Source organism: Roseateles sp. UC29_93 (assembly GCF_042695725.1).
Classification (GTDB): Bacteria; Pseudomonadota; Gammaproteobacteria; order Burkholderiales; family Burkholderiaceae_C; genus Roseateles; species Roseateles noduli_A.
In genome coordinates, this window is sequence record NZ_CP170545.1 from 340,464 (window position 1) to 356,003 (window position 15,540).

13 protein-coding genes are annotated in these 15,540 nt (G+C 69.1%); 7 read left to right on the plus strand and 6 right to left on the minus strand.

All coding sequences use genetic code 11. From position 1 onward, the window contains the following. Positions 1-57: 57 nt before the first annotated feature. Both ACFJIX_RS01580 and ACFJIX_RS01585 read left to right on the plus strand, forming a co-directional pair. Positions 58-1,008, plus strand: coding sequence for an efflux RND transporter periplasmic adaptor subunit (locus ACFJIX_RS01580; RefSeq protein ID WP_377157223.1), 951 nt, complete (start codon positions 58-60; stop codon positions 1,006-1,008). After that, the gene (locus tag ACFJIX_RS01585) at positions 1,005-2,528 is read left to right on the plus strand and encodes a TolC family protein (protein ID WP_377157225.1); all 1,524 of its coding nucleotides are present in this window, start codon (positions 1,005-1,007) and stop codon (positions 2,526-2,528) included. The genes ACFJIX_RS01580 and ACFJIX_RS01585 overlap by 4 nt, the downstream gene beginning before the upstream one ends. Positions 2,529-2,684: 156 nt before the next feature. Here the strand turns inward: ACFJIX_RS01585 and ACFJIX_RS01590 are convergent, their stop codons facing one another. Next, positions 2,685-5,153 (minus strand): CehA/McbA family metallohydrolase, encoded by a 2,469-nt coding sequence (locus ACFJIX_RS01590; RefSeq protein ID WP_377157227.1) that lies wholly within the window; start codon positions 5,151-5,153, stop codon positions 2,685-2,687. A 21-nt stretch (positions 5,154-5,174) separates the two neighbouring features. Then, on the minus strand, positions 5,175-5,909 hold the full coding sequence (locus ACFJIX_RS01595) for a PEP-CTERM sorting domain-containing protein (RefSeq protein ID WP_377157228.1): 735 nt from the start codon (positions 5,907-5,909) through the stop codon (positions 5,175-5,177). A gap of 392 nt (positions 5,910-6,301) precedes the next feature. Between ACFJIX_RS01595 and ACFJIX_RS01600 the strand changes: the two genes are divergently transcribed. Continuing rightward, on the plus strand, positions 6,302-7,366 hold the full coding sequence (locus ACFJIX_RS01600; RefSeq protein ID WP_377157231.1) for a flavodoxin family protein: 1,065 nt from the start codon (positions 6,302-6,304) through the stop codon (positions 7,364-7,366). A gap of 60 nt (positions 7,367-7,426) precedes the next feature. Continuing rightward, the gene (locus tag ACFJIX_RS01605; protein WP_377157233.1) at positions 7,427-7,675 is read left to right on the plus strand and encodes a hypothetical protein; all 249 of its coding nucleotides are present in this window, start codon (positions 7,427-7,429) and stop codon (positions 7,673-7,675) included. 89 nt (positions 7,676-7,764) lie between these two features. Here the strand turns inward: ACFJIX_RS01605 and ubiE are convergent, their stop codons facing one another. The 4 genes from ubiE to ACFJIX_RS01625 all read right to left on the minus strand — a co-directional run bounded on the left by ubiE (position 7,765) and on the right by ACFJIX_RS01625 (position 11,049). Continuing rightward, positions 7,765-8,496: a bifunctional demethylmenaquinone methyltransferase/2-methoxy-6-polyprenyl-1,4-benzoquinol methylase UbiE gene (gene ubiE, locus ACFJIX_RS01610; protein WP_377157234.1), complete on the minus strand. Its 732-nt coding sequence runs from the start codon at positions 8,494-8,496 to the stop codon at positions 7,765-7,767. A gap of 58 nt (positions 8,497-8,554) precedes the next feature. Next, complete coding sequence (locus ACFJIX_RS01615; RefSeq protein ID WP_377161545.1) at positions 8,555-8,995, minus strand: gamma-butyrobetaine hydroxylase-like domain-containing protein; 441 nt, start codon at positions 8,993-8,995, stop codon at positions 8,555-8,557. Between the two features lie 240 nt (positions 8,996-9,235). Further along, the gene (locus ACFJIX_RS01620) at positions 9,236-9,517 is read right to left on the minus strand and encodes a pre-peptidase C-terminal domain-containing protein (protein WP_377157237.1); all 282 of its coding nucleotides are present in this window, start codon (positions 9,515-9,517) and stop codon (positions 9,236-9,238) included. Then, a complete protein-coding gene (locus tag ACFJIX_RS01625; RefSeq protein ID WP_377157238.1) occupies positions 9,514-11,049 on the minus strand; it encodes a S8 family peptidase in 1,536 nt (511 codons plus the stop codon). The genes ACFJIX_RS01620 and ACFJIX_RS01625 overlap by 4 nt, the downstream gene beginning before the upstream one ends. A 413-nt stretch (positions 11,050-11,462) precedes the next feature. On the opposite strand from ACFJIX_RS01625, the gene ACFJIX_RS01630 reads away from it, so the two are divergent. From ACFJIX_RS01630 to ACFJIX_RS01640, 3 genes are all read left to right on the plus strand, one after another. Then, positions 11,463-13,499: a M13 family metallopeptidase gene (locus tag ACFJIX_RS01630; RefSeq protein ID WP_377157240.1), complete on the plus strand. Its 2,037-nt coding sequence runs from the start codon at positions 11,463-11,465 to the stop codon at positions 13,497-13,499. 412 nt (positions 13,500-13,911) lie between these two features. Further along, on the plus strand, positions 13,912-14,445 hold the full coding sequence (locus ACFJIX_RS01635) for a hypothetical protein (protein ID WP_377157241.1): 534 nt from the start codon (positions 13,912-13,914) through the stop codon (positions 14,443-14,445). Positions 14,446-14,519: 74 nt separating this feature from the next. Beyond that, entirely contained in the window at positions 14,520-15,521 is a 1,002-nt protein-coding gene (locus tag ACFJIX_RS01640) for a Bug family tripartite tricarboxylate transporter substrate binding protein (protein WP_377157243.1), read from the plus strand. The last annotated feature ends 19 nt before the right edge of the window (positions 15,522-15,540 follow it).

Consider the following 15,540-nt stretch of genomic DNA (forward strand, 5'->3'; position numbering starts at 1 on the left):
GCATGAGCGGTCGACCGATCCACGCATGAACGACTCCGGAAACCTGGACTCCACGACATGAAGCCTTCTTCCTTCCCCCTGCGCCGCGCGATCTCGATGGTGGTCACCCTGGCGGCGGTCGGCGGCGCCCTGTGGGCGGCCGGCAAGCTCTGGGACCGTTACGAGCTCCAGCCCTGGACACGCGACGGCCGCGTGCGCGCCAACGTCGTGCAGATCGCACCCGATGTGTCCGGCCTCGTCACCGCCGTGCCGGTGCAGGACAACCAGCAGGTGGCCGCCGGCGCGCTGCTGTTCGAGGTCGACCGCGCGCGCTACGAGCTGGCGCTGCGGCAATCGCAGGCGCAGCTGTCGGCGCAGAAGGTCGCGCTGGCGCAGGCGCTGCGCGAGGCCGATCGCAACAAGGGACTCGGCACGCTGGTCTCGCAGGAAGCGAGTGAGCAGACCCGCAGCCGCGCCGAGCAGGCGCGCGCCGCCGTCGCACAGGCCGAGGTGGCCGTCGACAGCGCCAAACTCAATCTGGCGCGCGCCGAGATCCGCGCGCCATCCGCCGGCACCATCACCAACTTCGACCTGCGCCAGGGCGCCTATGCGACCGCCGGGCATGCGGTGCTCGCGCTCGTGGATGCGGGCTCGCTCTACGTCGAGGGCTACTTCGAGGAAACCAAGCTGCCGCGCATCCACGTCGGCGACGCCGTCGAGGTCAAGCCGATGGGCGCGAGCCGCGCGCTGACGGGCCGCGTGGAGAGCCTCTCCGCCGGCATCGCCGACCGCGACCGCAGCACCAGCGCCAACCTGCTGCCCAGCGTGAACCCGACCTTCAACTGGGTGCGACTGCCGCAGCGCGTGCCGGTGCGGGTGAAGCTCGATCCGCTGCCGGCGGGTGAGCGGCTCGTCGCCGGTCAGACAGTGACGGTGCAGGTGATCTCCGGCACGACGGCCAAGGGCTCGGCAACGGCAACGGCCGCGGCAACGGCGGGCTCGACAGCAAAGGCGGAGTTGAAGTCATGAGCGTCGTGATAAGACCGCTGCTGGCGGTGATCGCCGCCGCAGCGTTGGCGGCGTGCTCCACCACGCCGAAGGGACCGGACTATCGGGTGCCCGCCGACGCCGTCGTGATGAAGCCGCGCGCATCGGCGCCCTTCCTTGAACAGGCACGCGCCGCGGACGCCGCGAAGATGGCGAGCGCCGATGCCGGCGCGGATCGGGCGGCGGCGACGCCGGTCCCCTTCGACGCGGCCCCGCTGCCACCGCATTGGTGGCGCCTGTTCCAGGACCCCAGGCTCGACGATCTGGTGGAACGTGCCCTCGCGCGCAACACCGACCTGCGGCAGGCGGTCGCGAACCTCGAACGCGTCCAGGCCCTCGAGTCCGAAGTCGCCGGCGGCGAGAAGCCGACCGTCAGCGTCAACGGTGGTCCCAGCTACGGTCACCCGTCCGGCCTGTCGATGCTCAAGAAGGACTACGTGCCGCCCGACACCTACCGCTACAGCGCGGGCGTGGGTCTCTCGTACCAGCTCGACCTGTTCGGCCAGATCCGCCGCGCGATCGAGTCCTCGCATGCGAGCACCGAGGCGGCCTCGGCCGCGCTCGACCTCGTGAAGGTCAACGTGGCGGCGGGCACGGCGCGCGCGTATGCGGAAGCCTGCGCGACGGGCCAGCGGCTCACGTCCGCGCAGCATTCGGTCGATCTGCAGCGCGAGGCGATCGACGTCACCGAGCGCCTGCAGCGCGCCGGCCGTGTCGGCGAGATCGACGCGGCGCGCGCCCGCAGCCAGCTCCAGCAACTGCGGGCGGCGCTGCCGCCGTTGCTGGCTCAGCGGCAGTCGGCGTTGTACCGCCTCGCGACCCTGACCGGCGAACTGCCCGAGGACTTCCCGCGCGAGCTGGCCGGCTGCCATGTCGCGCCGCACGTGGCGGGCACGATCCCGGTTGGCGACGGTGCCGCGCTGCTGCGCCGCCGTCCCGACATCCGGCAGGCCGAGCGCGAACTGCATGCGGCGACGGCGCGCATCGGCGTCGCGATCGCGGACCGTTATCCGAAGATCAGCCTGGGCTTGTCGGCCGGCTCGGCGGGCACGCTCGCGGGCTTCGGCAAGAGCGACACGCTGAGCTGGAGCCTGGGGCCGCTGATCTCGTGGACGCTGCCCAACAACGGCATTGCGGACGCGCGGATCGCTCAGGCTGAAGCCGGCACGCGGCAGGCCGCGGCCCGCTTCGACGGTACCGTGTTGAACGCGCTGCGCGAGACCGAGACAGCCCTCAACCAGTACGCCCGCGAACTGGACCGTCGCGCGGCGCTGCAAGCCTCGCGCGACGAGGCGGCGGTCGTCGCCGGACAGGCGCGGCGCCTCTACCAGGGGGGCAAGGTCGCCTACCTGGACGCGCTCGACGCCGAGCGCGCGCTCGCCGCGAGCGATGCCGCGCTGGCCGCCTCCGAGGCCACGCTGATCGACGAACAGGTGCAGCTGTTCCTCGCGCTGGGCGGCGGTTGGGAGTCGGTCGAGCCCGCGACGCAGGCCGCGCGCTGACAAAAAAAAGGCGGTCCTTCGCGGGACCGCCTTCTTCTGACTTCACCGGCTGCTGGCCTTCACTCCCACCCTCTCCCGCGAGCGGGAGAGGGAGCAAGTGTGAGAGCGCTCGCGCCGCCTCCTCCCCGGCCGCCCCTCAGCGGCCGTGTTCCTTCATCAGGGATAGCTGATCGTCAGCTTGTAGGGCGAGGTCGTGCTCGATCCCGAGTACGACATCACCTTGATGTAGACCGTCTGCGCGGTCGCGCCGTTCTGGTACGTCAGCGACTCCGTGCTGCCGACCGCTTCCGAGCGTGCCAGGCCCGTGCCGGTGGACTTCACCACGTACAGGTCGTAGTCGATGCTCGACGAGGTCGGGCCGGTCATGTCCACGCGCAGGCGCTGGTTGGCGGCGAGCGTGACCTTGAAAAAGTCGATGTCGCTGGCGCTGCCGATGAAGCCGGTCAGCTGGTTGCGGCTGCCGACGGCGTTCGCGGCGGAGATCGTGTTGTTGGGCTCGACCTCATCCGCCGCGTCGACCACGTTGTTGACGGTGAAGCTGACCGGCGTCGAGGTCGTCGTGTTGCCGGCCGCGTCGTAGGCCTTGGCCACGAGGCTGTGCGTGCCGTTGGCCAGCTGCGCCGAGTTGACGGCGATCGAGTACGGCGCCGTCGTGTCGATGTCGCGCAGCGCGCCGTCCAGCCAGAACTCGACCTGCGTCACGCCGACGTTGTCGCTGGCGGTGGCGGAGAACGTGATCGTGCCGGTGGTGCCGTTGACCGCGGCGGTCACCGAGGGCGGCGTGGTGTCGCCGCCGCTGACGCCCTGGTTGACCCAGATCGGCGCGGACCACAGCACCTTGCCGTCGTCCTGCGTGACCTTGGCGTAGTAGAAGTGCTTGCCGTTGGCCGGCGTGACGGTGGCGGTCGGGTTGCTGCTCAGCAGCGTGACCGTGCCGTTGCGGCCGGGCACGCCTTCCCAGATCTCGGTCTGCACGACGGTGCGGCCGTTCGGGTTGTAGAACCCGACGTTCAGCGCCAGCGCGCCCGCGTTGTCGAAGCGCTCGCCCATGATCTTGCCGTTGGCGCTGAAGATCAGTTGCGAGTTCTTGTCCAGCGTCGCGAAGACGCGGCGTGCCTTCAGCGCGTCGACCAGCGCGGCCTTGCTCAGCGGCGTGCCCGTGGGGATCAGCACCGCGGTGCGGTTCGTGTAGGACTTGCCCCAGTTGGCGCAGTGGTTGTCCTGGTTGGTCGCCGGCGCCACGTGGAAGCCGCGCTCCAGCAGCTTCTTCCACGAGCCTTCGTACGAACTGCGCGAGGTCTCGGTCTCGGTCGTGTTGGACGAGAACGCCGAGGTGTTCATCACCTCCGACATCACCATCACCTCGTCGCCGTCGGCGCTGTAGGCCATGTCGGTGCCGCTGATGATGAACTGGCCGCTCGAGTCCGGATGGTTGAACTGGCCGATCAGCCCCTGGGCGCGCATCACCGAGTACAGCGTGGCGTAGTCGTTCTTGGCGATGTAGCGGTCGCCGAAGAGCTCGTTCTGCGCGTTGTATTCCCACGAGAACAGCTCGTTGCTGTTGAAGATGTTCAGGTGGCCGCCGTTGCTGATGACACCCCACTCCATGCCGTACATCGCCAGGAAGCCGGCGTTGGCCGCGGTGTAGTCGGCCGCGATCTGCAGGCCGCGCTGGTAGCGCGCCTTGGCCGCGGTGGCACTGCCGCTGGTGTTGGTGCTGGACGAGCCGTCGTAGTAGTGGTTGTGGTCGGTGTTGGCGAAGATGTCCAGGCCCGCGTCCTTCGCGTACGGGAAGGCCGCGTCGGGACCGAAGGCGCCGCTCTGCGCCGGCTGCGACGAGTTGCAGCTGCCGATGGCGCCGCCGCCGTCGGAGTCGTTGGTCTGGCCGTGGAAGCTGCCGTAGTAGATGGTGTAGGGCCACGAGCCCGCGCCCACCGCCGCCGACTGCGCGCGCACGCGCTGGTCGGCCTCGCCCGCGGCGCCCATCGCCAGCGGACGCAGCGTGCCCATCGCGATCCTGGCCGGCTTGCCGATGGCGAAGTTCCAGCTCTGTTCGACCGCGTGGCCGCCTTCGCCGGCCTGCTGGGCGGCGAGGATCTCGGCGAACTGGGCGTCGCCGCCGCTGCTCTTCAGCGCGACGTCGGCCTTGGCGCTGAGCGCGGTCAGCGTCGCGGTGTAGATGCCGTCCGGCAGGCCGGCGCTGCCCCGCCCGGCCCAGTTCAACGTGACGCTCTTGACGTCGCCGGCGTACTTCTCGACGCCGCTCCAGCGCTTGACGACGGCACCGGCGGGCGAGCGCAGTTCGACGCGATAGGCCAGCAGCGTGCCTGCGGGCGCCCCGACGTAATCGAGGTGGACCGCGAAGTCGCGCGCGCCGGTGGTCTCGGCGCCGGTGAACGGCACGTCGAGCGCGGCGTCGAACTCGTGGTGGTCGGGGTACTTGGCCGAGGGATCGGCGGTCAGCGCGGTCGCGCGGTCATCGGGCGTGGTCGCCTGCTGCTGCGTCTGCGACTTCTCGCCATTGAGGCCGCCGCCGCAGGCGGTCAGCACGACAGCCATTGCGCTCAGCGTGGTGAGGCGCAGCACGGCGCGTCCGGACTGGGGGAACAGGGTGCGGAAGTTCATGGGAGTTCTCCTCGACGGGGTTCAGGCCTGCTTGCGGCGGCGGATGCTCAGGCCCATCGCGCCCAGCGCGACCACGGCCAGCGCGATCGAGGCGGGCTCGGGCACTTCCGGCACGTCGACCTCGGGGATCAGCGAGCCCGCGAACTGGACCATGTCGTAGCGGATGGTCCCGCCGGTGCCGTAATTGCCGCCGGTGCCGGCGTAGGCCTGCGTGCCGGGCGCGAACATGCTGACCAGTTGCACCGCGAAATTGGCGTTGTCGTCCACGCCGGCGATGTCGGAGAAGTTGAAGCCCAGCCCCTTCACGAAGACGCTGTCGCGCAGCATGCGGAAGGTGGTGGCCTCGACCCAGTTCTCGCCGTCGATCGTGTACAGCAGCGCGGTCCAGGCGGACGCGGTGGCGCTGTTGCGCTGGTCGAAGGTCAGGACGATGTCCTGGAATCCGGTGGTGTCGATCGAGAACTGCACGCCGGTCGTGCGGTCGCCCGTGCCCTGGCTCGCGTAGCCGGCGGTGTTGAGCGCCATGCTGCCGCCGGTGGTGTCCGACGAGCCGGACTGGCTGACGAAGGTCGTGGACACGCCCAAGGTGTCCAGGAAGGCACCACCGTGGTCGGTGTAGGTCGGCTTGGTCGAATAGACCGGCTGGTTCTGGGCATTGACCCCGACCTGGTTGAAGCCCCACAGCGCCACGGTGTCGGCCTGGGCCAGACCGGCCCACAGGAGACCTGCGGCGAGCAGGATGGATTTGAATTTCATGGCAACCCCCGGACTGTCGTATCGATGATTCAACGGTTTGCGCAAACGTTTACGGCAACAATTTGTCGGCAAATCATGTGAAGTTGTGCGCTTGACTTCACGCACGTGAAGGAACGGGCGGAGCGTAGGGTCGCTTCGTGACAAGCAGGTTGCGGGGAACCCCGGAGGCGGGAATGCCGCACCCCGCGTTTGAGGGGGAGGACGACGGGCCGGTGCCCGCCCACGGTGCGATGCACCGCGCAGGCCGCGTGATCAGGGTGCATGTCGCACCGCCCTGGACCCGTCACCGCGACGCGCGTAGGACAGCACCCGTCGCACAAGGCGCCTTCGTCCGACGGGTGTCTCCCGCGGGGCCCCGAATACTGTCCGAACCGCCACCCGAGGGGCCGCCGATGACCGTGATCCGCAAGGGCCAGCAGCCCGCGGAGCTGACCCGCGAGCAATTCCATGAGCGCTTCATGCGCCGCTTCCAGGACCCGGCCTACCGCGCCGAGCACGAGGCCATCGCGCGCCTGGAGGTCATCGCCTTCGAGGCGATGAAGGAGGGCCGCAAGTCGCCGATCACCCGTCCGGCGGGCAGCGGCTTCAAGGACCCGTCGTACGAGACCTCGGTCGAGTGGCTGGACGCGCATCAACGGCTCCAGCTGGCGCAGCAGCGCTGGAGCGATCCGGCCACGCGCTCGCGCGTGCTGCTCGTCTGCGGCAGCGACCGCAACGACGGCACCTGCCCGGGGGAGATGTCCAAGACCTGGCGTCTGACCCAGATCGCCAAGGACCAGCTCAGCCGGCACGACGTGATCATCGATGTCCTGGACCTGAGCCTGATCACCTCCGAGTACGGCCGCCAGATCCATCCTTGCAAGGGCTGCGTGTCCACCGCGATGCCGCTCTGCCACTGGCCCTGCAGCTGCTATCCGAATCACGCGCTCGACCAGTCCAGCGACTGGATGAACGAGATCTACGAGCGCTGGGTCTCCGCACACGGTGTGATCCTGTTCACCCCGACCTACTGGTACCAGTCGCCCAGCGCATTGAAGCTGATGATCGACCGCCTGGTCTGCGCGGACGGCGGCAATCCCGATCCGACTTCGACCCATGGCAAGAAAGCCGCGGAAGCCAAGGCGATCGAAGAAAAGGGGTGGGACTATCCCAAGCACCTCGAAGGCCGCGCTTACGGCCTGGTGGTGCACGGCGACGTGGCCGGCGTGGAAGCTCAACGCCGCAACCTCGGCGACTGGCTGGACTGGATGGGCCTGATCGACGCCGGCAGCCTGTCCCGGCTCGACCGCTACATCGGCTACTTCGAGCCCTACTTCAACAGCCACGAGGCGCTCGACCGCGACGAGGCCCTGCAGGACGAGGTCCGACTGGTGGCCAACCTTGTCGGCGACGCGGTCAAGCAGTTGCGGGAGGGAAAGCTGCCCCGTTCCAATCGCAAGGCCGTCCGCCCGAAGTGACGACGGCCTTGCCATTCCGTACGACCTCCCCTCGACCTCATCGACTCAAGGAGCACTCCGATGGCCCATTCCCCCTCCCATTCGACGCATCAACTCCGCCCGGAACTGCCAGCCGACACGCCGCCGTTCCCGACCTCCGATACCGACGTCGATTCCGACGACCTCGACAGCGTCTACGGCCAGCTCGTGAAGGGCGTGGGCCATGAGTTCGTCACCGACGGCAACGTCGACGAACTCGCCCGTCGCGCCGAGCAGGACGGCCATGCCATCCTCGCCACCGAACTCCGGGAGTGGAAGGCGCCCTGCTGACGCCGGCCCGCTGATCTCCGTTCCCCAATGAGCCAGGGCCCCTTTCGGGGCCCTGCTTGCTGGCGCGCGGGGTCAGGCCTTGCCGCCGCTCAGCACTTGATGCCGGCGTGCAGCGCCACGACGCCGCCGGTCAGGTTGTGCACGTCCACATGACCGAAGCCCGCCGTCTTCATCATGGCCTTGAGCTCGGCCTGCGGCGGGTGCATGCGGATCGATTCGGCCAGGTAGCGGTAGCTGTCGGCGTCGCCGGCGATCAGCGAGCCGATGCGGGGCAGGATCTTGAAGGAATACCAGTCGTAGGGCTTGCGCAGCGGCGCCGCGACCTGCGAGAACTCCAGCACCAGCAGCCGGCCGCCTGGGCGCAGCACGCGGTTCATCTCGGCCAGCGCCAGGTCCTTGTGCGTCATGTTGCGCAGGCCGAAGGCCACGCAGACCAGATCGAAGGAGCCGTCCTTGTAGGGCAGCGCCTCGGCGTCGCAGAGGTTGGTGGGCAGCACCATGCCCTCGTCGATCAGACGCTCGCGGCCGGTGCGCAGCATGGCCTCGTTGATGTCGGTGTGCACGACCATGCCGCGCTCGCCGACCTTCTTCGCGAACAGCCGGGCCATGTCACCCGTGCCGCCGGCGATGTCCAGCACCCGGTCGCCCGGCTTCAGGTTGGCCACGGCCAGCGTGTACAGCTTCCAGGCGCGGTGCATCCCCATCGACATCAGGTCGTTCATGACGTCGTAGCGCGCGGCGACCGAGTCGAACACGCCGCGCACGCGCCTGGCCTTGGCGGTTTCGTCGACGGACTCGAAGCCGAAATGGGTGGAGCTCATGGTGGGGTCCTGCTGAATGGAGGCGCGTCGGGGGCAATCGCCGCGCAAGGTCGATCGATCAATGGCTGCCGCAGCTGCCGGCGCCGCCGCCGTGCGAATGGCCGCCCGCGGCCTTCGTCGCCATGGGCGCGTCGCGGTCCAGGCCCGCGGCGGCCAGTTTCTCTTCGTACTCGCGCATCAGGCGGTCCTGGTCACGGCCGAGCTCGTACAGATAGGCCCAGGTGAACAGGCCGCTCTCGTGACCGTCGGAGAAGGTCGGCTTCAGCGCGTAGTGGCCGACCTGCTCGACCGCCACGATGGTCACATCGCGCTTGCCGGTCTGCAGCGTCTCCTGGCCCGGGCCGTGGCCCTGCACTTCCGCCGACGGGCTGCGCACGCGCATCAGCTCGAACGGGATGCGGAAACGCACACCGTCGGTGAAGGCGAGCTCCAGCACCTTGGATTGCTGGTGCACGACGATGTCGGTGGGGAGCGGGGTGGTGGAATCGATGCCGGCCATGATCACGCGATCTCCCCGGCTGACCGGGCACATCGCTGCGAAAAACAAGCGGGCAGTGTACCGGTGCGTGGCCTCGTACGACGGGGGCTGGTCGGGTGGGCGATCGGGGCGCCCGGCCGGCGGGGTGAGCAACGAAAAAAATCCCGCCAGCTTTCACCGGCGGGATTCAACGGGAGCCCCGTTCGGGCCCGAGGCACCCGGCTTACCAAACGAGGAGAGTGGCAAGTCCTGCGGGGCTCCTTACCAGCTCAGGTTCAGCGTGTACGTGCCGCTGGTGCCCGAGTAGTAATAAGCCCGCACGTACACGACGATCGAGGACGATCCGGTGTTCGCGTACGTGAAGCTGTCGGCAGCGCCAGCGCCGTTTTCGCTGAGCTTGAGCTGCGTGCCGCTGCTGTTCTGCAGCTGCAGGTCGAAGTCCTTGCCGCTGGCCGGCGTCAAGGTCGCGCTCAGCGTCTTGCCCGCGGGCAGCGTGACCTTGAAGTAGTCGTTGGTGTCGGAAGTCGACAGGCTGCCCGTCACCTGGACCGGCGCGCTGACGGTCTGCGGCGCGGTGCGGCTGTTGTTGGGCTCGACCTCGGCGATCGTGCCGCCGCCACCGCCGCCGCCGCCGCCCTTGATCGCCGTGATCGCGGCGTTCGCGTCCAGCAGGCCGGAACCGCACTGGCTGCAGGTGCCGGGAAAGCGCGGGCGCTGCTCTTGAGCGCGGCCGTGATCTCGTCCGGCGTGGCGGTGGGCTTGGCGCTGTACATCAGGGCCGCGACACCGGCCACGTGCGGCGTGGCCATCGAGGTGCCCTGGTAGTAGGCGTAGCTGTCCGCGCCCGGCGTGCTGGTGCCGTTGTTCAGCGTCGACAGGATGCCGTTGCTGGCGCTGGAACGGACGTCGCCGCCCGGCGCGGCCAGCGTCACGATCGAGCCGTAGTTCGAGTAGTACGCGCGGGCGCCGTTGCGATCCGTCGCCGCGACCACGACCACGCCCGAGCAGTTCGCCGGGCTGGAGTTCGACGCGTTCTGGTTCTCGTTGCCGGCGGCGACGATGACGCTGGCGCCGCGCGAGCGGGCACCGTTGATCGCCGTCTGCGTCGTGGTGTCGCAGGCGCCGCCACCGCCCAGCGACAGGTTCAGCACCTTGGCCGGCGTCGCGTTGGTCGGCAGGCCGGAGACGCTGCCGCCCGAGGCCCAGGTCATGCCGTCGGCGATGTCGGAGGTGTAGCCGCCGCACTTGCCCAGCACGCGGATCGGCTGGACCTTGGCGTTGTAGGCGATGCCCGCCACGCCCAGGGCATTGTTGGTCTTGGCCGCGATCGTGCCGGCCACGTGCGTGCCGTGCCAGCTGGACGTGGAGGCCGGGTCGCCGGCCTGGCACTCATTGGCGGCGTTGTAGTCGCCGGGGTCGCTCGGGTCGTTGTCACGGCCGTTGCCGTCCACGGAGACCGTGGTGTCCACGATCATGTCGTAGCCCGCGACGATCTGGCCCGACAGGTCCGCATGCGGCCGGTAGCCGGTGTCGATGACCGCGACCACGACGCCGGTGCCGGTCGCCTGGTCCCAGGCCGCCGGTGCGCGGATGCCGCCGACGCTCTCGGACAGGTCCCATTGCGAGCCGTAGCTGCTGTCGTTCGGCACGAACAGCGCGTGCATCTTGCGGTCGGGTTCGACGTATTCGACGTTGGCGTCCTGCGCCTTGATCCGGTCGCCCAGCTCGCGCAGTTCCTGCAGGTTCAGCCGGCGGTCCAGCTTGAACACGTGGGCGCCGGTGCCCATCTGGCGCACCAGCGACAGCCGGGTGCCCAGCGGCGCCGCCAGTTGCTGCAGGCGCTCGGTACGGGCGCCGATGGCATCGCTGGCCACCGATTGCGCCTGGATCGCGGCGCCCAGGCGCCCTTGCACGACGGTGCTGCCGTCCTTGTATTTCACGATCAGACGATCGGTCTGTTCGCTCAGTTGCCGCGGCGCCTTGTCGATGTCCACCGACGACACGCCCGCCTGGGCGGCGCCCATCGTGACGAGACCCACAGCCAGCGCGACGCTGAGCTTGTTCAATCGCAACATGCTTGTCATCTCCAGAGTTCTCGATCGACGCCGGGTTCGCCGACGCCTGCAAAGCCCCGAACGTCTGGCGCGTTGGCACCGCTGGTGGGGCACGCCGATCGGCCCAATCCGATTGGCGTGCGATGCAGTGTAGGAAGACAGTTGGGCGCCAACCGACCTACCTGAAACAGTTAACAGGAAGGAATACCCCTATAACCTATTTGTGTCAAAACGCAGACTTTGATCTGCCAATCGCCCCTTTCTTACAGCTAACGCCCTGATTCGTAATGTTTGCGCGCAGTTTGCGGACCTGCGCGAACGGCGTGCCCGGGGTGTCGGAAGCCATGCGCGGGACGCCTCGGATGGCGGGGGACAGGGGGGTCGATTAGCCTGTGCGGCTTGTCGTTTTCGCCACACATTGGTGACAAATAACCATGCTTCCACTACGCCTGATTGCGGCCGCGGCTGCCTCCACCCTGGCCCTCGCCGCAGCACCGGCGCGCGCGCTGGATGTCGCAAGCTTCTCGCCCGACATCCAGCCTTGCGCCGACTTCTATGACTACGTGAACGGGCCGTGGGTCGCCCGCACCGAGTTGCCGGCCGACCGCACCCGGATCGGCAGCTTCGACGCGCTGCGCGTGGCCAACGACCGGCTGCTGAGCGATGCGCTGGCGGAGCTGCTGGCCAAGCCGGAGCTGCAGAAGTCGCCGGGCTTGAAGCAGGTCGCCGCGTACTACGCCAGCGGCATGGACCGGGCCGCCATCGAGGCGCAGGGCCTGAAGCCGATCAAGCCGTTGCTCGATCGCGTCGCCTCGATGAAGTCGGCGGAGGACCTGCCCTTCGTGCTGGCGCAGTTCGGCCGCGTGGGCATCGCCGCGCCGGTGGGCGCCTCCGTGCGCGCCGACGTCAAGAACACCCGCGTGAATGTGCTGACGCTGGGCCAGTCGGGCCTGGGCCTGCCGGACCGCGACGACTACTTCAAGGACAGCGACATCGCCAAGAAGCTGCGCACGGCCTACCGGCTGTATGCGCAACGGCTGTTGTCGTCGGCAGGGTTCGACGCCACGCCGGCCGCGATCGATGCGCTGATGGCCTTCGAGTCCCAACTGGCCGACGCGACGACGCCGCGCGCGCAGCTGCGCGATCCGCTCAAGGTCTACAACCCGATGACCACGGCCGAACTCGCGGGCAAGGCGCCGGGGCTGGCCTGGGACGGTTATCTGAAGGCGCTCACCCGCAGCGACACGCGGGCCGGCGGCGTCGAACGGCTGATCGTGGCGCAACCCGACTTCCTGGCGCGCGTCGCACAGATGGCCGGGAAGGTCCCGCTCGCCACCTGGCAGACCTACCTCCGGATGCGCGTGCTGGAGAACAGCGCCGCCCGCCTGCCGAAGGCCTTCGCCGAGGCGGATTTCGACTACCGCGGCGCGACCATCTCCGGGCTCGAGCAGCCGATGCCGCGCGACGAGGAAGTCATCCAGCTGATCGGCGGCCGCACCGGCGGCAGCCCGCTGGGCCTGGCGCTGGGCGAGCTGTTCGTGTCCAAGGCCTTCTCGCCCGAGGCGCAGCGCCGCGCGACGCTGCTGATCGGCGACGTCAAGGCCGCGATGAAGACGCGCATCCAGAACCTCGCCTGGATGAATCCCGACACCAAGGTCAAGGCGCTGGAGAAGCTCGAGGCGATGCAGCCCAAGATCGGCGCGCCCGCGTCCTGGCCGAAGTACGAGGGCATGACGCTCGATCCGAAGGACTTCGCCGGCAACCAGCTGCGCGCCGCGGCCTGGTTCCACGGCGAGCAGATCAAGGACCTGGACCGCCCGAGCGACCGCACGCGCTGGACGATGTCGCCGTACATCGTGAACGCGCAGGCGGGCGGCCTCAACGAGATCACCTTCCCCGCCGGCATCCTGCAGCCGCCGTTCTTCGACGCGAAGGCCGACGACGCTGTCAACTACGGCGGCATCGGCATGGTGATCGGGCACGAGATCGTCCACCACTTCGACGACCGCGGCCGGCAGTTCGACAGCATCGGCAGCCTCAACGACTGGTGGACCGCCGCCGACGCCGAGAACTACAAGGCGCGCGCCGACCGCGTCGTGGCGCTCTACGAGAGCTACGAGCCGGTCAAGGGCACGCACATCAACGGGCGGCTCACGCTGGGCGAGAACATCTCCGACATGGCCGGCATGCCGATCGCCTTCGACGCGCTGCAGAACGCGCTGCGCCGCACGGGCAAGACCGACAAGATCGACGGCTTCACCCCCGAGCAGCGCTTCTTCCTGTCCAACGCCATGGTCTGGCGCAACAAGTCGCGCGAAGCGGCGCTGCTGAACCAGCTGCGCACCGACCCGCACTCGCCGGGCAAGTTCCGCGTGCTGGCGCCGATGTCCAACATGCCGGAGTTCGCCAAGGCCTTCAGTTGCAAGGGCGGCGACGCGATGGTGGCAGCGGATCCGATCAAGGTCTGGTGACGCGCCGACCCCGCCGCGGCGACACCGTGCCGCGGCCTCCGGGGCCTGCCCGCCGTGAGGCGCGGCAGGCCCCGTGCCATTCGGGATCCATGCCTTTCGGGAGGGCCGCGCGGAAGTCATGGCCCGAACCCATCACGCCGAGGGTCAGGTCTTGTCATCGCGTCGTCATGCGCTGCGGAGCCGATCGTCATGCATGACTTTCGACCCGATGGATACTGGGGAAAGTCGATTCACGGCTGGTCGGCGATGAGGTGCGTTTCGTCGCGGAATTCCGGCGCTCCGGCCCTCGGCTTCGACGCTTGGTCGCGCGCCGCTTGGTCGAGGCCCTCGTGCTGCCTACGCTGAAAAAAGACCGATCGTTCCGCCACCGTGATGCGGGCCGCGACGGTTCCTCAGCCCACAGGAGCACGACATGCACGCCACCACCCGCCCCGTCCGCCACGCCCCCACGAACTTCCTCCGCGCCGCCGCCCGTCTCACCGCCGGCGCGGTCTTCGCCGTCCTGACCGCGGGCGCCGCGCAGGCGGCGCCCGACGACCTGCAGCGCGTCGAGATCTCCGGCCGCCGCCCCGGCGAGATCCCGCGCACCGACGTGCGCGCCACGTGCCCCGGTGTGGACAAGGCGCTGGGCGACCGCCTGGGCCGGGTCCAGTTCATCGAAGGCAAGGAAGGCCTCTCCACGGTCAGCTTCCGGCTGAACGGCAACGTCATCAGCGAGGTGCAGGACCGCGGCCCCCTCGCCTATCGCACCCCGCTGCGCCGGGCCGTGCGCGCGCTGCAATGCCAGGGCGCGGCGCGCGACACGCTCTACGTGATGCAGGTGTCGTTCCGCAACGAAGACTCGCGCGACGACATGAGCGGCCGCATCGCGCTGCTCGAGATGGCACCGCCGGCGGCAGGATCGACGGGCGGCGCAGCCAGCGGGGCGATGGTCGACGGGCGCTGATCGGGTTGTTCCGGGAGGGGTCTTCCCCGGCGGCTGGCTAGGATGGCCGGCACGACAACCCGGAGACCCCATCCATGCCCGTCCGCTCCACCGATGCCGCGCGCCGTTCCCTGCTGATCACGGGTGCCCTGGGCGCCACCGCCGGCGCCCTCGGCTGGCCCGCCACCGCGCGCGCGCAGACCTGGCCGTCCAAGCCGGTCCGGTGGGTCGTCGCCTACCCGGCGGGCGGCGGCTCCGACTTCCTGGCGCGCCAACTGGCGCCGGTGCTCGGCAAGGCGCTGGGGCAGACGCTGGTCATCGACAACAAGCCCGGCGCGGCGGGGATCATCGGCACCGACAACGCCGCCAAATCGCCGCCTGACGGCTACACCATCCTCACCGGCGACAACGGCGCGATGGTGTTCAACAGCGCGCTCTACAAGAAGCTGCCCTACTCGCCGGCGGACTTCGCGCCGGTCGGCTTCATGGCCCGCTTCCCGCTGCTGCTGGTGGTCAACCCCAACGCCGGCTTCAGCTCGGCGAAGCAGTGGCTCGATACCATCAAGGCCAGACCCGGCAAGTACAGCTATGCCTCGCCCGGCGTCGGCAGCCCGCATCACCTCGCGATGGAGCTGCTGAAGGATCGCACCAACAGCTACATCGTCCATGTGCCTTATCGCGGCACGGCGTTCTCGACGCAGGATCTGATCGCGGGCGTGGTGCCGATGGGCATCCTCGACACCGCCGCCGCCCTGCCGCACCTGCGCGCCGGCAAGCTGAAGGCGCTGGCGGTCCTCGCGCCCAGACGCATTGCCGCGCTGCCCGACGTGCCCAGCTTCGACGAGACCGGCGTCACCGGCGTCGACGTCAGCGCCTGGCAGGGTCTCTTCGTCCCGAAGGGCACGCCCGAAGCGATCGTGGCGAGGCTGGGCGCGGAGCTGGGGAAGGCGCTCACACAGCCGGAACTGAAAGCGAAGCTGGAGGATTTCGGCCTCGAAGTCGCGCCGGGCGACGCCGCCGCGTTGGCACGTTTCATCCAGTCCGAAACCCAGAAGTGGCATGCGCTGATCCGCAGCCGCGGCATCTCGGCGGAGTGAGCCGTTGCGCCGGCCGGGA